The organism is Bradyrhizobium sp. Leo114 (assembly GCF_055229415.2).
Map to the genome: position 1 here is coordinate 38,289 of NZ_JBUYEN020000043.1, position 21,669 is coordinate 59,957.

Genomic DNA, 21,669 nt, shown 5'->3' on the forward strand with positions numbered 1-21,669 from the left:
GACCTCCTTCTAATCGGCTCCTCCCCCAACGCGCAGCGGTGAGGCGCCATAAAGTCTTTCCTCGAACCAAGTTTATGAAGCTTCTGACTACGTCCGCAACGGCCCTTGGATCGCGGTAGGGATGCCCGTTGCTGGGCACACCCCGCACAGACCCGGACAAGCCCGATTCGCGCATCCGGCTCTTACCTCGAGTGTTTCATGGCGAAGCCGCTGGTCGGGCCAGGGATGAAGGATGCGCGGCGCGGGAAGCCAGCTGGCGACCAGCTTCGTCATCCGGTCCCAGGTAAAGCCGTCTTTCTGGCCGCGCCGCCGAAGCGTGCGGCGCCAGACGTCGGCCACGTAATGCCCGAACGCTGAGGGCGCCCGACTATTTGTGGGCACGGCATAATAGGCGAAGTGGCCTGTAACGACTTGCCTCAACCAGTGTCCCTGAGACGGGATAGACTGGTGCATTCTTTGCCGCAGCTCCGCCTTGATTTCCCGCAGCTTCGCCCGCATGCGGTCGCGCCGGGTCTTCCGCTGTAATTGGAAGGCGCCCCGTCGAGATTTGCCGCAGATGAAGGTGAAGTCCAAGAACGCGAAGGTCTCCGGTCTACCGACGCCGCGCTTCTTGCGCTCGGCTGACGCGTGGTGGCCGAACTCAATCAAGCGGGTCTTGCCCGATGGAGCGACAGCAAGAATGCCCCGATCCTCAAAATTGCGCGCCAGTCCTGCCAGGTCCCCCGTCGACTCCCGCGGCTGTGTCGGCTGGCCCAGCTCGACGTCGCGATATGCGCCCACGATCTGCATGCGGCGCATTGTCGACCGCGGCATGCGAATGCGGTGGGTGTTCTGGCCGACGAAGTTCGCGAGCCGCTGAACGTTTTCCACAAACAACGCCCGCCATTCGGCCGGGTCAATCGACAGGGTCGCTGGTTTGTCAGTCATGCTGCCTCTTCCTCACTGGAATTGATGCGTGGGCACCCCAACCAGGTTGGCGGCCCCAGTGGCGAACTGGGGCCGTTTGAGCCAGCACATTTGCCCGCTCGACCTGAATGCGACTCGTGGACGGCTCGGAATTTGGAATGGAAAAGCAGCTGCCTGTGTTAGCTGGACGAAGCAGTAATCTCGCAAGCGTAGGAACATCGTTGAAAAGAGGAGGTTACGGACCCAAGTTCTTTTTTAGAAGGCACTCCAAATGGCCTATTCCCCGGAAGTGGGTCGTCCAAGCGACCACCGAAATCCTCCCCAGGCGAGTGCAGTCGCTCCCGCCGACGAGGTCCGCACCATCATGCTGAATGAGATCTCTTGGGGCGCCGTCTTCGCCGGTGCCACGATTGCTCTTGTAGTGCAGATAATCCTGAATATGGTTGGCGTCGGCGTAGGCCTATCGACCATCGACGTCGCGGCCGGAGATACGCCGAGCGCCGGGTCACTTTCCATCGCGGCCGGTATCTGGTGGGTTCTATCCGGAATAATTGCGGCTGCAGTTGGAGGCTACATCGCTGGGCGGCTTTCAGGAAAGGCATCGCGATCGACAACTGCCTATCACGGGCTTATTGCATGGGCGGTTTCGACCCTCGTTGTCGTGTACCTGCTCTCATCGGCCGCCTCGGGTCTGATCGGCGGCGCCCTGAGCACGGCATCGTCGGCACTCGGAGGAGCTGGCAAAGCGGTCGGCGGGTCCGTTCAAACTGCGGTCCAGACCGCGGCGCCTTCCTTGAACAACGTGAGCGATCCCATGGCGACCATCGAGAACAAGGTTCGCAGCGCCTCGGGCGGCCAGGATCCCGCAGCGCTCCGAGAAGCCGCAGCAACAGCCGTTCGTGCGGCGCTGTCGGGAGACCCCGCACAACAGGCCGCTGCGACGGATAAGGCTGCTGATGCTCTGGCCAAGGCGCAGAATATTTCTCGCGATGAGGCGAAGGCTCAGGTTGCACAGTACCAACAGCAATACCGAGAAGCGATTGCCAAAGCCAAAATACAAGCAAAGCAGGCGGCGGATACAACAGCCAAGACGGTGTCGCGCGGTGCTCTGTTCGGTGCTTTGGCTCTTCTGCTTGGTGCTCTGGCCGCGTTTTTTGCAGGCCAAGTTAGTGCAGTAACGCCGACAGTGACGCGTGGATCAGCTCGGTCATTGACTTGAACTGGAATGTTTGCCGCTCCGCGCGTTAAAAGTCGGGAGCGGAGTATTTAGAAGGATCGCTGCATATGCGAGCAACTGTTTTGATCATAGTCACCCTGGCAAGCGGCGCGGCGCTGCCTGCCTCGGCGCAACAGCAAACCGTGCCGAACCCCCAGATGCAGGAGGAGGCGGACAAGGGCGCTAAGACACGGCAATCGGGTGAGTCAGGTTACGTCGGCGAGCAGGAAAAGCCGGGAGGCTCTGCCCATGCTCCTGGACGATCTGGCGAAAGCAAAGCGCCTCCCACCACGAACGGGGGAACGGGCGGCACTGCGAGCGAAAGACCCCCTAAGTAAAGGTGGGCAAAGACACCTGCGTTTGGTCAGACGTCGTAGAGCGCATTTGGCTCCGGCGGAGCTCCATCGCGTGGCCTTACTGCTCGGGACGACGACGAAGCTTCCTGATAATTTCCCGTAGATCGTCCGCGTACTCTTTGATGGCGCGCCTCATCCAAGCGCGACGGCTTGGGCTCCGGCGCTTCCTGATCCGGTCGAAGCTCTTCTGGAGGCTGCTTCATGGCCTGACGGTCGGAGAAATCAAGTTGCGCCTTTTGATCCAGATCAAGGTAGCCGGTGTCTGCCAGGCCAGGCATCGTAGAGCGGCTTTTACTTCGAGCGTTCCGCAGCGGCGGGCACTCTTCCGCGACGATATGTGACAGCTTCGTCCATCGTCTCTCATCTCCATCACTCGCGCGGCAAAGTCGTTGGAGCGAGGAACGTTTGCTTGCATTTGTGGTTGCGGGGCAAATGGGGCCTCCGCTTCGGAGTCTTGCGATGACCAATTTCGATGACGTCCTCGTCCAATGTCCGCGCTGTAGCGCCTGGCCAATGGTCGTGACCGGCTCGCAGGGGCCATGGACCAGTTCTGGCCTGACCTATAGATGCCCGCGTTGCCATGCTGAACGGAACTCGTCTCCAGACGACAGCCGGGTCCGGACCATAACTCCGCCGGAGTCGAAGCCCGTTCACCCGTGAGCCCGGTTGGACGTTCGCCGTCAATACGCATGTAATCTCGTGGCCGGTATAACGATGGCGCCACTTCCGAATACGTATCGGCCGAACTTCCGGCATCACCTGAAGGTTCACTCCTTTCGCATCTTCACGGTCATCGTCGCATGGCTGCTCATTGTCGCAGCCTTCTATGAGAAGCCAGAGTTGCTCACCAGCGCCCAACGCTTCCTGCAACGTGGCATAGAAGCCATCGGCGACGCGATCCCGCCGCCGTGGGGACCACGGATTGAGTTCGTCTTCCGAGAGATCGGCGGTTTGATCTGGCTTCAGATCACGATGTTTGTGCTTGTACTTCGAGTGGTGCTGTCGATTATCGCTGCGATGTGGCGATTTGGATTACGCCGAGAGCGCGGCCTCTAATCTCGGGAAATGCAGCAGCTGTCGCAAGTGGAGCTCACGCGTTGGTCGCGACCATAGTCCTTCCCGCCGGGCGAGCGGGTCGCCTGTCCAGGAGATGGGGGACTGTTTCTTGCGGCGGCCGCGGCCCGCCCAACGTACCGCGCTTCGAGGAGGCGAAGTCCGCCCCTCCAACTCATATTCTGAAGTCGTCCATCCGCCGCGTGATTCCAACTGTTTGCCAGCCAGCGCGGGCACTTGCCCCGACCGGCAGGGGTCCCAGCCGGATCATCGGAGTTCGATATTTGGGAGCGACTCGGGGATACGGTCGCCGCGGAAATAGGCCGTTTTGTTCGATTCAATCTGACGCACGATCCGTCGTCCAACATGCCTGTCGTGAGGCATCAGCCGAATCCACAATCTGGGGGACAGGCCTCCTACGCAGCCATTGGCCATTTTCTTCGAGATGGGGCAAACGGGCCCGAGCACCGCCCTCTCCTCGAGTTGATCGGCGCGTTGATCCAAATTAATCGCACGCCGCTGCCAGTCGACTGATGCACGACAATCAGGCCGACCACTTCTCTTGTTCGCGGCGGGCTTCGTCCTCATTGAGGCGCTCGGCCACGTCATCAGCGATAGGTGAATCTTTAGTGTCCGCGATCGGCGTGCCGTCCTGCTTCTTCATCTTTTTGCCTTCGGCACCCACCGGAAAATCATTGGGCTTTAGCGGCTTCTTTGAAGTCGATATCGTGTCTTCCTCCTTCTGCGGCGACACAATAACACCCGCTCTACAAACGACCTAGCGAGGGCAGCCACGGGAATGCACCCTGCTGCTTCCCGGAACGAGTTTAGACCAGGCGTCATCAGTTCCCGCCCATATCAGCTTGGAGTATTTGCGCCGATGGCACGAAACGAGGAATCTCCACTGAATCGCCGATGATCGGCGGATTTATCTGGCGATCGCTCTCGCCGCAGACCGAAGCCAACCTCGTCGCAAGTCGGGAGGCACACAGCATATGGCCTCAGCTCCGAGCAGGAGCCGAGGCTAGACGCTAGGCCGGAACTACTTCTTCATGACTCCTCCTGGCGATGCGGCATCGCCCTTACGATCGGGAGCCCCGGCCGGGCCGGCCCCCTGGGTGCTCGGCTCTTTGGCGGATGGAGCCGAGCTTTGCGCGGCGGGTCCGGTCCCGCTGTTCTTCATGTTCGCGCCGCCACCGGTCGTCGAGCCACTCATGGATTCTCCCGTGGTGGTTTTGCTCGCAGCCGGCCCGCCAGCTTGCGAGCTACCACCGGCGCTGCTGCCGGATTGAGCCATCGCCACGGTGGACGACAATGCAAATATTGCGGCTAAGCTGATCGTCTTGATCTTCATCGTTTCCTCACAGAGCTGCTGCACCCGCTGCGCCAACCGACACCACGATGATCCGTTCCTCTCGCCAATTGCAGTTGGCACGAAAGATCGCACCTCCAATTGAACAGCCTTTCCTTGTGGAGCTATTGAGCAACGTTCCAGCGTAGAAAGCCGGCGGCGATCGGCGCCAAAGCGCCATGTTCGGGATTTATCGACCCGCAACTTGCAGTCCCGGTCGATCGAGTCCCTGCCGAAACACGCTGGATCCATTAGCTCAAATTCGACGGTTATCGCGTACAATTGCACCTCAGCCTTGACGACGCGTCCTTCCCACGTAGATCTTTCCATATCACTCATTGTCCGGCGCGATTGCGCCGCTCGTTGTTGGTCAGCAAGTGCTCTTGCTCGCTGGTCAATCGCCGAGACCGATCACTTGAAGGCGACGAGCGCTGCGCGCGACTGGAGCGACGGTTGGGCGTTTCACCCTCCGGCGTTCCGCCGCTGCTCAGGAATTCGACCACGATGATCGAAGGACGATCGTTAGTGCTGGCGCGGCCGGCTGAGCCTTTGCGTCGCTGCGGTCATGTTATTGCCGGTGACCAATGCCGTGACCGGCGGCGCCTGCACCGTCGGAAGGCCGGTCGCGGAGCCCTGCACGTGGAGATATTCGCGGCATTGATGAGATTGACGTTGCCAGACACGCGAATGCCGGCTTCGCCCGCATCAATGATCCCGAGCGGCGCGATCAGGTCGATATCGCCCGGCGGTGCCTCGGGAATCGCGTTCAGGGCGGTGATACCCGCGCCCGAGCTCGGCACGTTCGGCGACAGCGTCACGGCCGGAGATGGACCCAGCCGTGACAACACAAAAGCCCCAGCAGCAAAAGCTGGCGACGCGCTGCTTTAGTATACCAAACAGACCTTCAGAAGCTGACCCTGATCTGCGCTGATCCGCCGATGCGGTTGGCGTTGGCGGAAAGTTCTCCGTCGAGGTTGAGGCCGAGCGTGACGCATTCGCTGAGGCGGGCACTGGTGCCGGCGGCGATAAGCGCGCTGTTGCGATCGGCTGCCGCGCCCGTGGCCCTGAAGGCGGCGGAGGACAGCCCCACCAGGCTCGCCGTTAGGTCGCTCTCGCGCTGGAAGTGATGTGCCCAGGCCGCGCGGACATAGCCGGTGGCGGGAACGCCGCCGAAGAGGCCGTCGGCGTCGAGCTGTAGGCCGAACTCGCTGCGCGAGGTGGTCTCGCTACGCCTGCTCAAGGCGAGCGCCCCCGCGCTGGCACCCGCCCAGTTCGCCTCGACGACCGCCGGATTGCGGACGTGCGTCGCCTGCAGTGCGGCCAGGGGCGAGAGGCTGAGTCCGTTCCAGGTGACGGCGGCCGCGCTCGCCTGCAGCCGACCGCTCCAGGCCGTGGTCTCGTAGGATGAGGACAGGCTCGAGCCCAGCGCCGGGATGCTGCGGCTGCCGTCGTTTTCGAGCCTTGCGTACCCCGCTGCGGCGCCGAGCCTGACCGGGCCGAGTTGGGTCATGCCGTAGAGTCCGGCCTGGAAGACATCGGCATCGACCTTGCCGACGAGCCCGGACAGCGAGGCGCGGGCCTTGCCGCCGGCGACGGCGAGGCCGGCGATCGTGCCCGGCGTCAGTCGCATATCGATGCCGGTGGCGAGATGGGTATCGTCGATGGTGCGTCGGGCCGAACCGATCGCGGCGTCGCCGTCGGTGCGGCCATGCGAACCGAAGGCCGAGCCCCAGACCGAATAACCGGACGCATCGAGCTGCGACGCGACGCCCGTTTTCTCGTTGCCTTTGTGGACCAGCCCGGACAGGGTCGCAGATCCCGTGCCTGCTGCACTGGCACCAAGTCGCCCTGCCGCCATCGGATCGAGCATCGCGCGTAGGAATTGGTCGGCTGCTACCTTGGCCATAGCCGGGGCGGCGGTGTGTATCTCTCCGGAAAGCTGGTTGATCGCAGCTGGGATCACCGCAGCCGGCAGGTTGTAGATCGCGAACAGCAGGGAGGGATCGCCCCCAGCCGCGACGGCCGTGTCGATCGCCGTTGCCACCGAATAGGCATTGGCTGGCGCGACGCCCGCGGGATTGAGAGCACCAACGGTCGGCGCCAGCTGCTGGGGCGTGAGCGTCAGTTGGACGTCGGTCGGAGTATAGTCCATCGCCATCGCGACTCCGACGCCGAACGTGCCGGTCACATCGACGGGGCTGAACGTGCCGGTGCGGCCGCCAGCCGCCGAAAGCAGCGTATAGGGCGTGTTGAAAACATAGGGGCCGCCGAGCGGAATGATCTTGAGCGTGCCGGCGAGCGCGGCCGTGCCGGTGACGTTGATCCGATCCGAGACCGCGCCCTGTATCTCCGCCTCGTAAACTGAGCCTGCACCGAGCGTCAGATTGCCGTTCACGGTCAACGTTCCCGGCGAATTGCCTGGAGCCAGGATGCCGCCATTGACGACTGTCGTAGGGAGCGCGCCGGAGCCGCCAAGCCGTGCCCCCGCTGCCACCGTCACGCCTGACGACGACGCGATCGACCCGTTCACGACCAGCTTCCCCTCATTGACGAGGGTCGAGCCGGTATAGGCGCTATTGCCTTCCAATGTCAGGGTGCCCGAAGTCTCCTTGACCAGAGACAGACGGCCAACCCCATCCTCCAGATATCCCTTGAAAGAGCCGGACCCCACACTGAGCGTTGCGGAACCGGCTACATTGTTGCTGATACGGCCTGCGCTCCCCTGCAGATAAGGCAACCGCAAGTCGAACCCGCCGACATTCAGTGTTCCGCCGGCCATGGTCAGGCCGCCCGTGCCGAGCGCATCTGCGGCCGCTAGCGTGACCGAACCGTCTGCGATAGTCGTGCCGCCCGAATAGGAGTTCGCCGCGCTCAACAGCAGCGATCCCGGGCCCGCCTTGGTGAGCGCGCCGGTCCCGCTGATCACGCCGGATTGCAGCAATGTGTGGGTCGAATCCGCGACATCGATCGTGCCGCCTCCCGGACCCAGAGTGATCGTGCGGGCAAGAACCGGAAATCCCGTTCCGGTCACGCGGAGGGCTCCACCGTCGAAGCTCAGGCCCGCGGCACCGGCGCCCAGACTGCCATTCGATGCAACCGACAATGTACCGCCGTTAATGGACCATGGCGTGGCATTCGAGGTGGTGCCAATCAGGGTCCAGGTTGCGGCCCCCAGCTTTTCGAACGACGCGAAGCCGCGATATTGCCCGGATGCGCCGACCTCCGAGATGTCGAATGAAGCGTCATTCGTCCCGCCAAGGGCGAGCGTTCCGCTGGCGCCCGCACCGGTATCGACCACAACATTGCCGGTGATCGCGGAATAGGTCCCGCGAGCATTCGCGGCTTGCAGTTCAAGCCGGTTCACACCGCCGCTGAACAATATCGCATTGGCTCGCGGGCCGGCGCCCCCATCCGCCAAACCGCCACTGATCGACCCGGCATTGGTGACCGACAGATCCGAACCTGAAATGCCGATCCCGCCCAAGCCAGCGGCGCCCGTCGTCGTAGTGTTATAGATGGATCCGCCTGCACCGCCGTTGCCGCCCAAAATAGTCCCGCTGTTGAAGATGGTGTTGCCCGATCCGTGGATGGCATCTCCACCCGCCCCTCCGGAACTGGCGGGCGCGTCGTATGAGCTGCCGCCTCTTCCGCCCGCACCGCCAATGATCGTGCCGGCCGAATTGATGACCTGGCCGGAGCCCAGCACCCCGGCTCCCCCTGCTCCTCCATCCCCTCCGGCGATCGTGGACCCCTGTAGAGCCCCTCCCCAACCACCGCCGATCCCTCCCGCTCCACCCGCGAGGGTGCCAGACAACAGATCGAGACGAGAGCCCGCGGCGGTGAAGCCGACGCCTGCGCCTCCGCCGCCTCCAAACCCGCCGCCGATATTCGTAACTGCGTTGAGAGAGGCCGGACCATACCCATTACCGCCGGCCCCGCCGCTGATTGCACCCGATGTTCTGACATCGACCACGATCGCGCCTGCTCCGGTGGCGAGAATGCCGTAACCGCCGGCGCCGCCACCGCCACCGCCACCCTCTAATGCCAATCCGCCGCGGCCACCGACACCTCCGGCGAAGGAGCTGTTGACATTCACAGGCCCGCCGGCAGCGACCAGGCCGCTTCCGCCGCCGCCACCGCCGCTGCCGCTCTGGCCCGGGCCCGCGGAACCGTTGCCGTCTCCCCCTTTGCCACCGTTGCTGAAGTGCCCGTCCACGCCAGCTGCACCGCCGGCTGAGCCGGAGGATGAGATGCCGCCAGCTTGACCGGCCCCGCCTCCTCCTCCGCCGCCGCCTCCGGTGCCGCCGCTGCCTGGACTTCCAGCCATAAAGGGCCCGCCGCCTGCACCGCCCGGCTGGGCGCCGCTGCCAAATCCGCCATTGCCTCCGGACTGGGCAGCAGCAAGGTGAGGCGCAAATAGGACAAGGATAACAACGGCGTGAGCAATTCCGCGCAGCTGCGAACGTCGCACGTTCCTTGTAATGAAACGGGAGCTCTGCACGAACCGAGATTTGTCAACGATCTTCATCGGGCACCATTTTTACCCGGCGCCAGACGAGGAGGCGGTCATGTTGATTAAGTCAACGTTCATGGGGCCTAGTGAAGGTCGGGAGCATAGAAAAGCGTGAGGAGTACGACCCGCGTAAACCGAGGGAAGCCGCGTAGGATTAACCGCTTCTCGTACAGATGCCGGAAACGGCGAAGTCCAAACTTTGCAGGTATCTCACGATGAACAACGGTTTCGAGCCAGCTTGTAACTCCGGGCGCCTTCATCCCGTGGTGGCTGCTTATGCGGAATGGCCGGTTTGGCGCCGAGCGGGAGACCTGCTCCGCTTGGCATCATTCCGCCCCGCTTTGCATGCCCACTGCAAGGCGATGATGCAGCCGCCGGAGAGCGCTTGGCCGGCGGATAAGTTCTTCGGGCAGAAGCTGCGCTATCTCGTTTCCTATGCCTTGATCGGTCAAGATGCCCGTTGGCGGAGGAGCGGAGGAGAGCTGCCGACGCTCTCCTCACTTCAACGGGCGGCGCATGCGAGCGCCCGGCAGGTATCTAATCTCGTCGCATCGTTGAAGTTGGGCGGGTATGTCGTCGCAATCCGCTCTTCTGACGATCGGCGCGTTGTGCGGCTGCAGCCTACGATGACGCTAAGCCTGGAAATTGCTCGCTCCCCACTGGCGTTTCTGGAAGCCTCCGAGCTCATTGATCCCCCGCCAAGACCACTCGCCACACAACTGCGCGCCGAAGGCGACACGCTGGGCGACTGGCTCGGCTATTCCTACGATCTGTTCGTCCAGCAAGACCTCTACTTTACGCCTTTCGTGAACATTGTTCGGCTGACTGAACAGGATTGCGGCTACCCGGTTCTCTCGGCCGTGCTGAGTGCGCATTATGGCGGCGGCATCAGTAAGGCTGAACCTGTGCTACTTTCCTACGGCGCACTGGCAGAGCGCTTCCGTCTCTCACGCCAGCATATCGGCAATATCTTCAATGAGGCTGAGAGACGCGGCTGCTTTGCAGTTGATCCCGGCGGCCGCACAGTGACGGTCATGCCCGACTTTCTGTGGGAGTTCGAAACCTGGGCCGCAGGTCAGATCGCCTTGTATCGCTTAATCGCAGAGCAAGTCAGCCAAGATCGATACGGTCAGGAGATTGATGCTTTACACCGTAGTGCGCCACAAGCTGACCTTGGCGCGTTGCCCGGAAGCGGACGCTAGAGCGTTTCATGGCTAAGCTGAATCGATAGGGATTCCCCTGAAGGCGGTTTGTGATTCAAGATGCTGGCTGGGCTGGAGGCCAGCATCTGATGAGCCGACCTCTTTCCAACGATCTTCGTGAGCGTGTTGTCGCAACGCCATCGGCGACTGGTTCGGTGGCGCCTGGCAAGATGGGCGGACACCGCAAGCCGGTGCTGGAACCTCATCGCGCGTTCATCAAGGAACGGATCAGCCAGACGCCGCATCTGACGCTGCACAAGCTGAAGGACGAACTGGCCGCGCGTGGGATCAAGGTCTCGCACAATGCGGTCCGGATTTTCTACGGCGCGAAGGGCTGCGGTTCAAAAAAACACTATTCGCCCTTGAGCAGGCCAGCTCCGACGTTGCACGACGCGTCACCGTTGGCGGTCCTGGCAGGCCGGCCTGGATCCCAAGCGTCTCGTCTTCATCGACGAGACCTGGATCAAGACCAGCATGGCTCCGCTACGCGTTGGGGACCAAAGGGCAAGCGGGTGCCGGGGTCTGCCCCGCGCGGGCATTGGCAGACGCTGACCTTTCTCGGCGCTTTGTGCTGTGACGGCCTCATCGCCCCTTGCGTCTTCGATGGGCCGATCAACGGTGAGTGCTTCCAAGCCTATGTCGAACAGCAGCTCGTTTCAGTTCTCAGGCCCGGCGACATCGTTATCATGGATCATCTCGGCAGCCACAAGTCGGCTGCTCTGCGTCGCCTCATCCGCGGGCACGGTGCCAGGCTGTGGTATCTGCCACCTTACTCACCCGACCTTAATCCGATCGACCAGCCCTTCGCCAAGGTCAAGCACTGGATGCGCATCGCGCAGAAGCGCACCCTCGAAGATACTTGGCGACACCTCGGCAATCTCGTCGCAACAATCCAACCTCGCGAATGCAGCAACTACTTCGCAAACGCCGGATATGCTTCCGTCAAAATGTGAAACGCTCTAGAGAGCTGCGCCCATACCCACGTACGCGCCATGTGGATGCAACCTCGCCCTCCGCATCCATGCGACCAATGGGCCAAACAGATGCTAGCGTCGTGGACATGCCGGCCGCCGACTCCGCAGCGATTCCGCCGGCACGCACGACGGAACGAAGCTGGAAGTGCGGGTTGCAACCCCACAGCATTAGACAGGTTTGTCAGCACAATCGGCCCCAGCAGCAATCCGGCTGCCGGGCTCGATTTCAATCGGACGCTATTTGGCGGGTGGCCGCAGCGGGCTATCCGCCCACTTCCGGGCGGCGGGGTCGTGCAGCGGATCATCCTTGCAGGCAAGGCAAACATAACGCGACCGCCCATCGGCGACATCGACGGGAATGGCCGTCATCGCCTTTCCGCGCGACGGGCACAGCTTGCGGCTCGAACTTTGCGCAGGAATCGATATTTCCTGCCGAGCCCAGGTTAGTTTCATGCAGCCCGCCGACACAAGCGGTGCGCGCCGAAATCTGTCCGGATGGTGCCGCTCGCTTGACGCGTAGCGCCTCAAGATTGAAATTAAGCCTTCAGTGAAGTTGCGGGGGTGGCGTCGTGGAAGATTTCTACAGGGGCTTCGCGCAGCGGGCTCGCGATTTGGCCGAGAAGGCGGACCCGTTCACCAGGCGGCGGCTGCTCGATCTGGCACAACGATACGACCTGAAGAGCAGACCAGGATCCGGAGGCGACCCGCTCCCGCGTGCGACGCCGGCGGCCCTTTTTTTCCGGGTCCGGCCAAGCTTAACGAATCCATCCCGGCGGACCTAGTCGAGCGCGGTCCGGTCGTTGGTTTTCCGTGTCTTCGTAGACCGGGGCGACTGTTCACTGACTGCCGCTGGTCGGTCCAGACGCCACCTCTCTAGTATCTGCTGCGAAGCTATTGTGGCATTCGACGGCGTCCGGATCCGCGGTCAACGACTGCAAGTCGGTGGCACGAAGTTGGGCGCATCGAGCAAGCTTGCCCAAGAACGGCTATCGAAGATCGAGCCGTCATTGAGACCTAGTTCACACGGCTCCGCGTTCCGGTCCTCTATGGTCCTGTCCCGCGTTCTTTGGAGGAAACAGATGATAGCCACCTTGTCGAGGGCGCTCTCGCGCGGCGCCCGTGCAGAAACCGACGTCGAGGACCTGAAGACCGTCGCGATCTTCTCCGGCGCCGGTCTGCTGCTGTCCCTTGTGGCGGCCATGGCCTTCAGCCTCGCGCTTGGCCCGGCGCCGTTCTGAAGGAAGACAGCCCGACGAAGTTGCGGCCTACTCGCGCGCACGATGTAGACACTTCCTCCGGCGTCTCCTCGTGTTTTTGCCAGCGGACTTCCTCCGCCCGAGCTCGCTCCTCGAGCGCAGTACGCTCCGTTTCGGTCCCCCACTTTCTCGTCATCCTCGCGCTAGGCGTTGTTCCTTTAGCGCCGCGTTGCGCGCGAGCCTTCTCATCGATCTTGCTCGGCCCGTTGGCAGCGTTGCCCTGCCGCCCCTCGCGGGCCCGATCGGTCGGTCGGCAGCGCGGCGTGCTCGGTAAAACGGCCGCTTCATCCGACCGGCCGCTGTCGCATGGCGCCCGGGGTGCGCAATGGCCGCACTGACGATCTCGGGGTCGCCAGTCTCCTGCGCGGCACCCTGATGAGGATTTGCCGCCGCAGCCAAGGCCCCATCAAATTCGACCTCAACCGCAAGCGAACCACGTACGCGTCAGCCCGAGCCGGTGGCGCACAGAGACGCTTACCCATCCGTCAGGCCGTTCGTTTTTCATGGAGCCGGGAGTTGATCTGCGACATCAGGATCGGCCCAAGAGAAAATTCCCCGACCTCCGCTTTCCGCGTCAGCCCACGCAAGTAACCGCCAGCGGATCTGATCGTGGTGCCGCGTTGCAGAATGCAGGCGACGACGACCGCCGCTTGCATTTCACCCAGGACGGTTTGCGCCTCCTCCCAGGCGCTCGGGCTGATCCCCAGCATCGATCGCACAACCGCCGCCGTGGCGAGGAAATCGCGCCAGTTCGAAATCCCACCCTTCGCATAATCGACGATGTCCGGACATGCACTCAGGACCATTCCCAACGGATACGAACTTTCGGCGACTCGCGATGGTTGAGGTCTTGGCTCAGCTCCCGCCGCCCTGCCTTTTGGAAGGCAAGGTTCAAGATCAGTGAGGGCTTCGGTATTTGAATTCTGTATGTGGCGCTCAGAATGGGACTCATTGGCGCTCGGATTCTTGGATTTGATGTGTGTTTCCAGAAGATTGAGCACGTCGTCAGCCAGTTGCGACAGCTCGTCAGCGATCGGCTCGAGCTCCTGGCGCGTCGCGGTGCGCGGAATCTGAGCGACCATTGCGCGGAAGGCGGCATGCACCTCCTGCCAATCGGCAGGCCCCTGCCCTGCCCTTCGCGTCGGGACGCCTTCCTCGATGCCGGTTGCAATCATCTTCGCGATGTCGCGCCGGCACAGCGTGATCCGTTCACGCACCAGCTTGAGTGCACGGGCTTCCGCTTCGATATCGGCCGCCAGGCCCTCAAACTCCTCTGACCGTACTACGAGCGGTGAAAGATCGAAGCCGAAGGCGAGCTCGATTTCGCCAGCATTGTCCTTCCGCGCATACCGCTTGCCATTCGGACTGTCGCGCCTGACGATCAGCCCCGCGTCGACCAGTACGGCCAGGTGACGCCTCAGCGTCGATGCCGGCATACCGTGCGCTCGCCGACTGAGCTGATGGTTCGACGGGAAGACGATCAGTTCATCCTCTCCTGTGAGCGCCGTCTCAGGATGGAAGGTCAGGAGCGCGTTAAGCACTGAGAGCGCGCGCTCGGACACGCCAAGCCGCGGCCGTGCCGTACAGATGGCATGAAAGATCTTCCATTTGTGCACGATCTTTTCGGGCGGGCGTTCTGTTGCGACCATATGGCTTGCCACATGGGCAAGTGTCAGCGATCGCCGCCCGAAGGGCGTCGTTGGAGAGTGTGACTGCATGTCTTTGCCTCAGCTGGGCAAAGGAAACCTGCTCGCCGAAACGACGATAAAATCGCGTAGAAACTCTTGACTGCGATTCGCGAAAGTGATTCTCTGTCAGTCGCCAAACTTGAAGAGAAGGGCTTCCGGAACTCCGTTTCGGGGGCCTTTTTCTTTTGCCTTGTCTGCTCCTGGTCTGCGTTTGCGGGACGAGGCCGTCAGGCCTCGGTGCTTTCCTGACCGCTGCTCGTCTTGGAAAACGCGTCGAACAGGGCCGGGAGTTGGTCGACAAGAAATGCCGCGAATGTCGTCGAGACATTCTTGTCGATGGTGAGCTTCAATTCGCGCTCGGCCTGACGCACGTGCGCGATTTTGTCTCCGGATACGGAAAAGACAGGCTTCTCTTCGGATGGCTTCGATGGTCCCGCGGAAGATGGACGGCTTGCCGCCGTGAATGCTGCAAGGAATCGAGCGTCAGTTTCTCGCTCTGCAAATTTAGGTTCGGCGATCGCCGTCCTGACACGTTTGAGCGCCGCTACATCCTTGATCAATTCAGCAAATGACTGCCAGCGGCCGCGGCCAACTTTCGGAGCCTTCCCGATTGCTTGAATGACTTCGGCTGGGACCGATCGAGCCACGGCAAGAAGCTTTGACGCCTCTGCCCGATCGATCGACAAGGCGTCTTGCACGATTGACCGGCTGTGCCCGGCATCTTCGATATGCATCGCGAAGGTCGCGCGCTCGATGAAACTCAAATCTTCGCGTGGTGCGTTCTCGAGTCCTTGCGCCACGACAAGCGCTTCATCTGACAGCGCTCGCAGGACCGCTTTGACTGAAATGCCTAGTTCGCGTGTGGCGCGGACGCGGCGATGACCATAGGCGCTCTGGTAGCGCCCTTTCGCTTCAGGATGCTCCCGAACGAGAATGGGCACCTCTTGGCCGCGCTGTGCGATCGACTGTTTGAGTGCTTCGAACGAGCTATCATCCTGATCGCGAAACCGGTCGGCCAGCGGTGACGGATCGATAAGCGAGGGGTCAATTTCAAGGATCACAGCCCCGGATGCAATTCTTTCGCGAAGCTCGTCGTTCTCTTTCTCGACTTCGGAAAAGGAATCTTTCAACGAGCGGACCGAGCCTGACGAGACCCGCGGCAGTGCACCGGGCACGTTGTCAGCTGACAACGCGGTTGATTGCGGGGCCGTGAAAAGGCTCTTGATGGTGTCTGTGCGTTTGCTCATCGACCCCACACCTTCTTAAGAAGTTGCGCGATTTCGGCATTGACCGAGTCGACCGATTCCAACGCCCGGTCGTAGGCGCCTCGCCCTACGGCGCCGCGCTCCAGCTCATACAGTGATTGCTTAGTGAGGCCGGCATTGGCGATCGCGGTCGATTTCCACACCGTGGCCTGGAGCACATCCGATCCAAAAAGGGTGCGGAGGAGCGCCACGATTTGAGCTTCGGGCACGTCATTAGGATCGTGACGCGTGATGACATACCGGATGAAATCGTGGTCGAGGCGCCCACCCGCTTCCTCGATGACGGACATGAGGTCCGACGTCATGAGGAGAAATTGGCTCATGGATGCGACATCGACCATCTGAGGATGGATGGTCACGAGCATCGCGGTCGCCGCGTTTAGCGCGCCCATGGTCAAGTAACCAAGTTGGGGTGGGCAGTCGATGACGACGACGTCGTAGTCGTCGGCGACCTGGTCGATGGCGCTGGCGACACGGCGAAAGAATAGGTCGTGTCCGCGTTCACGCCGCTCGACCATTGCTCGAGGCGTGGTGTGCTCGAACTCCATAAGCTCGAGATTGCCTGGAACGAGACCTATCCCGTCAAAATAGGTCGGCCGAACGACCTCGCGCATTGGCCGCCGGTGTTCGTCATATCGTATGGCGCCGTAGAGGGTTTCGTTCGCGGCGATGTCGAACTCGGGTTGGTACCCGAACATTGCTGACAGCGAAGCTTGCGGATCGAGATCGATCGCCAGGACCCGAAAGCCGGCAAGGGCGAGGTATTGCGAAAGATACAATGCCGTCGTCGTCTTGGCGGAACCGCCTTTGAAGTTCGCGACGGTGATGATTTGGAGCTTGTCACCAAGGCGGCGGCGCGGGAGAAATTCCAATGCTTCGCGCGGCCGCGCGGTGGCGAGATACCCGCGCAACTCATGAATCTGAGCCAGAGTATAAGATCGGCGGCCACCGGTTCCCGTCGTCGGGGTCGGTCCAAGTCCGTCGAGAGAAAGTTGTCGAAGGTACCCATCGGACACGCCCGCAATTCGGGCGACCTCTCCTGAGGTGAACGACCGGAGCGACTTGCTCGCCGAAGGCGGGAAAAGCGTCGTCGCGAGCGAGCGAAGTTGGCCGGAAAGAATGCCGGCATGCCGAGAGATCCGCGCAGACGCAGTCTCGCTCATCGTAACCGAATCTTCCGCTAAGATCGCCATTTGCCTTCTCAAGACGGTTTCTGCGCGTCAGACGCCTAATCTCCGTCTTGAGAGATGGCCACGATTCTATGATTTGAGCAAGAAATAAAGGGTTAACGAGTTCTTAACGCTCGATGGCGTGCCTAACGGCGAGCAGCCGCTTTTTGGCGCGTCGCCCTGTTGTTGTCAGCTGACAACAATGGCCCCAGCCAGCCGAGCCAGCCTCTACTACAGCGCGATTCGGCGAGGCTGCGTGGATCCCTCAAGCATCATTCGGTACGATGCCAGCCGCTACTCCGATCAGTGTTGCTATCGTGCGGATGCGCCGGGGCGTCTTTCCATGCGCCGCAAACCCTCCCTTCTGGGGTCGAGTCAGCGTGTACCGGTGCTTGACGGTCGTTGACCAATCGGCGCGCGAGCGTCCCTATTCCTTGCTTTCCAGCAAGTCGCTGCCCGGAAGATCGCATGCCTCGTAAGGTAGGTGGGCTCGTACCTGATGCCGAAGACCAACGGTCCCCCAAAAGCACCCTCCCCCTCTCGTTGAAGCGCCGGAGCTGGTGGCGAGCGACGGGATTTTGCGATGTCGGTTCGCCGGGCCGTCGCAGTGTGGATCGACGCGCCACTGCGGCACTTCGCTAGGCCGCCGCTTGCCAGGGCAACAAGCAAGCCCCTCACGGCAGCAGGTCTCCGCCAATCAGCCGAAGAACAAGGGTCGAGTAATCGACCGAGTGCATTCCGGGTCATTCGCGCTCGCTGTTCCCGGACCACCAGCCGCAAGGCCGACCAGCACCTAGCGCGGCGGGGGCTCATCATCGACCGCACATGCGATCTGTTTCGGCGAAGGAAGCCAAGCTCAGTCGGGCCACCACCTTAACGGGCACCGCTGTGCGGCGGAGCGACCTCGCGCCGGGCCGCATACATTCTTCACACCTGGCCAACTGCCCGAGATGCCATCGTGAGCCTTCGACGCGGGCACGCCGCATCGAATCTCTTCCTGAACGAGACGCTCCGATCGCGGCGGAACGTAGTCCCATCGGGGGCGCCGCACAGATTGTTGTCAGCTGACAACATCCCCTTAGACCAGCGCAACGGGATGGCGGCTTCACGGTCGGGTAAGGCGGAGGCGCCGCCGGACCTTGGGTGATCAACGGCCGGCATCGGCTCGAGCCATGACCGTGGATCGTTCGGGGAGAACCAGCCGAAGAGTAGGCTGAGCTCACGCCTTGATCCTGCCTGTCAGGAAGTTTGATCCACAGCATCCAGCGTCGGAGTGGCACTCCATCGGCAGACAGCAAGACGGATCGACAATCCAATCTCGCGGGTTTGCGTGGCGCCGAATGAGGTCGACCGGAAAGTCGCCTCGCACTGCGGTCATAGGCAGCAACCGACCTTGGAGGATTGTTGTCAGCTGACAATAAGAGCCGGGCCTACGAAATGGATGTTGTCAGCTGACAACAATCTGTGCCTTCCAGCCGCCGACGCGCGTCCTTCTAGTCGTCGACGATCCGCGCCCTAATGAATTCAGGAGCCGGGACCAGGTTGTCCTCAGCCCGAGCCCGGTCGAGGTCATGGCGTGTGGTCTTGATGGGAAATAGGGCCCGGAAGGCCAGAAGGTGGCATTCATAGAATGCTAACCATAGAAATCTCGGGCCTCCGTGTGCTTTACGACCTTCTCCATCAGATTTCGCGAGAATACCCGGCCTTCACGCGGTGTATCCGGAACGTTATATAAGGATACACGATACACGCTAGAGGAGCGCCGCATGGCCTTCCATATCAAGAATCCGGAGACTGACGCGCTGGCCCGCAGGGTCGCGGCGCTGAAGAAAATCGGGCTGACCGAGGCCGTGCATACGGCACTCGCCCATGAACTCGAGCGCGAGCAGGGCAAGCCGTCATTAGTCGACCTGGGCGTCCAGTTTTGTCGCGATTTGAAGGCAAAGGGCAATCCGCAGAGCGGCAAGCCTGCTGACAGGGCGTTCCGCGACAGCCTGTACGAGGATTCCTGATGTTCATCGACGCTTCGGCGCTCACCGCGATGCTGACGGACGAAGACGAGGCGCGCGAGTTGCTGGCGCGCGTGCAGCAAAGCACAACCCGGCTGACCTCGCCGCAGGCCGTGTGGGAGGCGGCGATTGCCATCGCCCGCGTGCTCGATCTGCCGATCGCCGCGGCGGCCGAAGCGGTCGAGAGCTATCTCGCGCCGATGGAAATCAAAATGGTCAACGTTGCGCCCGAAACAGCCCGCATCGCGCTCGACGCCTTCGACCGCTTCGGCAAGGGCACCCGGCGCGGCTCAATTTCGGGGACTGTTTCGCCTACGCCTGCGCCCGATATCTTGGCGAACCGTTGATGTTCAAGGGCGCCGATTTTCCGCAGACCGACATCGAGGCGGCCTGACAAGCGCTACTATCGGAGCGAGCCTGAGCGTGGCAGAAGTAATGAACGCTGATTCGCGGCGAAGCCACCGAACCGACGCGGGGAAGCCAGCCCGATAGCCGTGACGACAGTCGATCGAGGAGGACATCTGAGCGCGGAGGGCGGCCGACGCGTCCGGAAGAGGGCAGGGGAGCTGCCAGCGGCGCATCTTCTTGGCGGTTTGGCGCCGACCGGCGGCTAGCCTGGCTTGAGGCCGCCAGAACTCGTTGATTTGCGAACCGAAATTGAATCCTCGGGCGGTCCGGAACCGACATCGCTATGACGGAAGCGAAAGCCGTGTTAGCTTCCGTTTCGCTGGTTCCCATTAGGGTTATCAGGACCTTGCTGCCTACCTACAAAATCCCCGATCCGCTGCCCTGGGCCCAGCTCGTCGGGCCGCTCGCCGCCGCCGAGGATGCTGTGGCCCGCTTCGACGAGCGGCTGGCCAAAAGCCCAATCCGCGACGGCGCAATCAGCCGGACACACTTCACCGATGCCTGCGCCAGTCTGTGGCTGGACGGCGAACTTGTCCACCTCGATGACCTCGTCCTCCACGACGCCGGCATGGACGTTCGCGCTCCCACCCACGAGCTGACTCGCGCCCACGCCGTGCTGCGCGCCCGTCGGCGCATCGCCGAGGCGAAGCCCGATTGGGCGCTGTCGGCTCCGGGGCTCGCCAGCCTGCGCGGCAGGGGCGAGCGAGAAGAGGAGACAGGCGAGGGAAATTTTGAGGTCGACGACGACGCCGAGCGGGAGGAGGTGGGTCTCGAATTGTCCCTCGGTGTCCGCGAGACCGATCCCCATCTGGCCGCCGCTTTCGACGCGGTCGACGCAGCGAACGCCAGGGCGGAGCGCAGGCTTGCCGACGAGACTCGGTTTCGGCCGGAGCGGGATTCTCTCATCTACGATCCCGACTGGGATGAGGAGGAACGCCTCGATCACTGGCGCGATGTGGTCGACCAGACTCGCGGCTTGCCGCCGACGCTGGCGGGGGCGATTGCCGCCGACGCCTGGGGTGAGATCGAACCGCTCGAGCACACCCCTTGGCTCGGCCGCCTGCTCGCCGCGGCATTGTTGAGGGACCGCGGCAAAACGCGCTCGCATCTGCCGTGCCTGCATGCTGGGCTAAAGAACATTCCGCGTGCGCGCCGGCGGCCACGCGACGCCGCGGCGCGTTTGGTCGTGCAACTCGAGGCCATCACGGCCGCCGCCGAGTCTGGCCGCAAGGACCACGACCGCTGGCTGATGACCAGAAACCTGCTCGCCCGAAAACTCGCCGGCCGTCGCGCCACTTCAAAACTGCCGGCTCTCCTCGACTACGTGCTGACGAGGCCGATCGTCTCGGCGGGCATGATCGCGGCGGAACTCGAGATCACTCCCCGTGCTGCCCAAAACCTGGTCGCCGAGCTCGGCCTGCGCGAGGCGACCGGGCGGGGACGCTACCGGGCGTGGGGCGTCCTGTAGAGGCGAAAGTCCGTGCTGTGAACGCTCGGCGGAAAGGCCGCCTCGTCCAGATGAATAAGGCACCCACAAAAATGCCGCGCGGTTGAAATCCAGCGCAGCGGCCGTTTCCAGCGCCCGAAGGTGTGACGAAAGCTCCGGTCACGCTCGAGACGCTGACCAAGGCCTTTATTCGTCCGGCACGCACGCGAGACGAAGGCTTGAAGATTTAGTTTGATCGTACTTATCGTAGGCAACCTACGATATATGCAATAAATCGAAACTTGCCCGTCCAGCTGGTCGCACGATACTGTACGGAGCCGCCTCAATCGTCGTTGGTAAGTTCGTCTGGCCACATCTGCGGCGCCATGGAGCACGCGCGAGATGCGAACGGTATCGCCGTCGACCAGGTACGCCGCGACATAAGATGTACGCGGAATGACCAACTCGCGCGTCCCAGCGACACGCCCCGGCCGACCGCTATCCGGAAAGGCGAGCAGGCGCCGCGCGGCATTCGCAATCTGTTCGTCGACATGGACCGCGGCACGAGAATTCTCGGCCTCGATGTAGCTGAAAATGCTGTCGCGATCGGACAACGCGAAGCGCGACCAGACTAAAGCGGAATGAAGTTAGCTTGAATCGATTTGGGATTCCCAAATCAGGCGGTTTCTGATTCCCCATGCTGGCTGGGCTGGAGGCCGGCATGGATGGGCAAGCCTTACTCTTTGGATGTGAGGAAGCGGGTCGTTGCGGCGGTTGTGAGTGGAGGGCTGTCGTGCCATGAGGCGGCCGAGCAGTTCGGGATCGCCGTCAGCACTGCCATTGGATGGGTGCGCCGGCAGCGCGAGACCGGCAGCAT

16 protein-coding genes and 2 pseudogenes are annotated in these 21,669 nt (G+C 62.2%); 9 read left to right on the forward strand and 9 right to left on the reverse strand.

Annotated features, from left to right (window positions below; genetic code table 11):
* Positions 1–87: 87 nt before the first annotated feature.
* Positions 88–927 (reverse strand): hypothetical protein, encoded by an 840-nt coding sequence (locus ACZIRK_RS35370; RefSeq protein ID WP_474419066.1) that lies wholly within the window; start codon positions 925–927, stop codon positions 88–90.
* Between the two features lie 343 nt (positions 928–1,270).
* Here ACZIRK_RS35370 and ACZIRK_RS35375 point away from each other — a divergent pair, with 343 nt between their 5' ends.
* Together ACZIRK_RS35375 and ACZIRK_RS35380 are read left to right on the forward strand one after the other, a co-directional pair.
* A complete protein-coding gene (locus ACZIRK_RS35375; RefSeq protein ID WP_245475066.1) occupies positions 1,271–2,125 on the forward strand; it encodes a PhnA-like protein in 855 nt (284 codons plus the stop codon).
* A 1,067-nt stretch (positions 2,126–3,192) separates the two neighbouring features.
* On the forward strand, positions 3,193–3,534 hold the full coding sequence (locus tag ACZIRK_RS35380) for a hypothetical protein (protein ID WP_456646554.1): 342 nt from the start codon (positions 3,193–3,195) through the stop codon (positions 3,532–3,534).
* Between the two features lie 541 nt (positions 3,535–4,075).
* Here ACZIRK_RS35380 and ACZIRK_RS35385 read toward each other — a convergent pair.
* From ACZIRK_RS35385 to ACZIRK_RS35400, 4 genes are all read right to left on the reverse strand, one after another.
* Positions 4,076–4,285, reverse strand: a complete 210-nt coding sequence (locus ACZIRK_RS35385; protein WP_245475065.1) for a hypothetical protein — start codon at positions 4,283–4,285, stop codon at positions 4,076–4,078.
* A gap of 288 nt (positions 4,286–4,573) precedes the next feature.
* Positions 4,574–4,885 (reverse strand): hypothetical protein, encoded by a 312-nt coding sequence (locus ACZIRK_RS35390; protein WP_130229793.1) that lies wholly within the window; start codon positions 4,883–4,885, stop codon positions 4,574–4,576.
* 560 nt (positions 4,886–5,445) lie between these two features.
* Positions 5,446–5,730: a filamentous haemagglutinin family protein gene (locus ACZIRK_RS35395; RefSeq protein WP_130229792.1), complete on the reverse strand. Its 285-nt coding sequence runs from the start codon at positions 5,728–5,730 to the stop codon at positions 5,446–5,448.
* A gap of 56 nt (positions 5,731–5,786) precedes the next feature.
* Positions 5,787–9,209, reverse strand: coding sequence for an autotransporter outer membrane beta-barrel domain-containing protein (locus ACZIRK_RS35400; protein ID WP_474419067.1), 3,423 nt, complete (start codon positions 9,207–9,209; stop codon positions 5,787–5,789).
* A 401-nt stretch (positions 9,210–9,610) separates the two neighbouring features.
* Between ACZIRK_RS35400 and ACZIRK_RS35405 the strand changes: the two genes are divergently transcribed.
* From ACZIRK_RS35405 to ACZIRK_RS35415, 3 genes are all read left to right on the forward strand, one after another.
* A complete protein-coding gene (locus tag ACZIRK_RS35405; protein WP_130231932.1) occupies positions 9,611–10,597 on the forward strand; it encodes a hypothetical protein in 987 nt (328 codons plus the stop codon).
* Positions 10,598–10,752: 155 nt separating this feature from the next.
* Positions 10,753–11,550 carry an IS630 family transposase gene (locus ACZIRK_RS35410; protein ID WP_474419068.1) on the forward strand — a complete coding sequence of 266 codons (798 nt, stop codon included), beginning with the start codon at positions 10,753–10,755 and terminating at the stop codon, positions 11,548–11,550.
* Between the two features lie 1,100 nt (positions 11,551–12,650).
* A complete protein-coding gene (locus tag ACZIRK_RS35415; RefSeq protein WP_165435593.1) occupies positions 12,651–12,809 on the forward strand; it encodes a hypothetical protein in 159 nt (52 codons plus the stop codon).
* 503 nt (positions 12,810–13,312) lie between these two features.
* On the opposite strand, the gene repC is transcribed toward ACZIRK_RS35415, so the two are convergent.
* The 3 genes from repC to repA all read right to left on the reverse strand — a co-directional run bounded on the left by repC (position 13,313) and on the right by repA (position 16,973).
* Positions 13,313–14,545: a plasmid replication protein RepC gene (gene repC / locus ACZIRK_RS35420; RefSeq protein WP_130230407.1), complete on the reverse strand. Its 1,233-nt coding sequence runs from the start codon at positions 14,543–14,545 to the stop codon at positions 13,313–13,315.
* 197 nt (positions 14,546–14,742) lie between these two features.
* Positions 14,743–15,762: a plasmid partitioning protein RepB gene (gene repB, locus ACZIRK_RS35425; RefSeq protein WP_130230409.1), complete on the reverse strand. Its 1,020-nt coding sequence runs from the start codon at positions 15,760–15,762 to the stop codon at positions 14,743–14,745.
* Positions 15,759–16,973, reverse strand: a complete 1,215-nt coding sequence (gene repA, locus ACZIRK_RS35430) for a plasmid partitioning protein RepA (RefSeq protein ID WP_130230411.1) — start codon at positions 16,971–16,973, stop codon at positions 15,759–15,761. Before repA ends, repB begins: the two co-directional genes overlap by 4 nt.
* A 1,742-nt stretch (positions 16,974–18,715) precedes the next feature.
* Here repA and ACZIRK_RS35435 point away from each other — a divergent pair.
* The 3 genes and pseudogenes from ACZIRK_RS35435 to ACZIRK_RS35445 all read left to right on the forward strand — a co-directional run bounded on the left by ACZIRK_RS35435 (position 18,716) and on the right by ACZIRK_RS35445 (position 20,834).
* Complete coding sequence (locus ACZIRK_RS35435; protein ID WP_130230413.1) at positions 18,716–18,961, forward strand: type II toxin-antitoxin system VapB family antitoxin; 246 nt, start codon at positions 18,716–18,718, stop codon at positions 18,959–18,961.
* Positions 18,961–19,352 (forward strand): annotated as a pseudogene (locus ACZIRK_RS35440) (type II toxin-antitoxin system VapC family toxin). The gene ACZIRK_RS35435 and the pseudogene ACZIRK_RS35440 overlap by 1 nt, the downstream one beginning before the upstream one ends.
* Before the next feature lie 297 nt (positions 19,353–19,649).
* Positions 19,650–20,834, forward strand: a complete 1,185-nt coding sequence (locus ACZIRK_RS35445; protein ID WP_207231158.1) for an RHE_PE00001 family protein — start codon at positions 19,650–19,652, stop codon at positions 20,832–20,834.
* Between the two features lie 301 nt (positions 20,835–21,135).
* On the opposite strand, the pseudogene ACZIRK_RS35450 reads toward ACZIRK_RS35445, so the two are convergent.
* Positions 21,136–21,406, reverse strand: a pseudogene (locus ACZIRK_RS35450) (type II toxin-antitoxin system RelE/ParE family toxin).
* A 111-nt stretch (positions 21,407–21,517) separates the two neighbouring features.
* Between ACZIRK_RS35450 and ACZIRK_RS35455 the strand changes: the two are divergent.
* The coding region (locus tag ACZIRK_RS35455) for a helix-turn-helix domain-containing protein (RefSeq protein WP_474419069.1) at positions 21,518–21,669 on the forward strand (152 nt) is incomplete at its 3' end.

What these genes read in the sequence shown, in the direction of transcription:
- ACZIRK_RS35370 (WP_474419066.1), bottom strand. Translation starts at nt 927, where the DNA reads ATGACTGACAAACCAGCGACCCTGTCGATTGACCCGGCCGAATGGCGG.
- ACZIRK_RS35375 (WP_245475066.1), top strand. Translation starts at nt 1,271, where the DNA reads ATGCTGAATGAGATCTCTTGGGGCGCCGTCTTCGCCGGTGCCACGATT.
- ACZIRK_RS35380 (WP_456646554.1), top strand. Translation starts at nt 3,193, where the DNA reads ATGGCGCCACTTCCGAATACGTATCGGCCGAACTTCCGGCATCACCTG.
- ACZIRK_RS35390 (WP_130229793.1), bottom strand. Translation starts at nt 4,885, where the DNA reads ATGAAGATCAAGACGATCAGCTTAGCCGCAATATTTGCATTGTCGTCC.
- ACZIRK_RS35400 (WP_474419067.1), bottom strand. Translation starts at nt 9,209, where the DNA reads ATGGCTGGAAGTCCAGGCAGCGGCGGCACCGGAGGCGGCGGCGGAGGA.
- ACZIRK_RS35405 (WP_130231932.1), top strand. Translation starts at nt 9,611, where the DNA reads ATGAACAACGGTTTCGAGCCAGCTTGTAACTCCGGGCGCCTTCATCCC.
- ACZIRK_RS35415 (WP_165435593.1), top strand. Translation starts at nt 12,651, where the DNA reads ATGATAGCCACCTTGTCGAGGGCGCTCTCGCGCGGCGCCCGTGCAGAA.
- repC (WP_130230407.1), bottom strand. Translation starts at nt 14,545, where the DNA reads ATGCAGTCACACTCTCCAACGACGCCCTTCGGGCGGCGATCGCTGACA.
- repB (WP_130230409.1), bottom strand. Translation starts at nt 15,762, where the DNA reads ATGAGCAAACGCACAGACACCATCAAGAGCCTTTTCACGGCCCCGCAA.
- repA (WP_130230411.1), bottom strand. Translation starts at nt 16,973, where the DNA reads ATGGCGATCTTAGCGGAAGATTCGGTTACGATGAGCGAGACTGCGTCT.
- ACZIRK_RS35435 (WP_130230413.1), top strand. Translation starts at nt 18,716, where the DNA reads ATGGCCTTCCATATCAAGAATCCGGAGACTGACGCGCTGGCCCGCAGG.
- ACZIRK_RS35445 (WP_207231158.1), top strand. Translation starts at nt 19,650, where the DNA reads ATGACGGAAGCGAAAGCCGTGTTAGCTTCCGTTTCGCTGGTTCCCATT.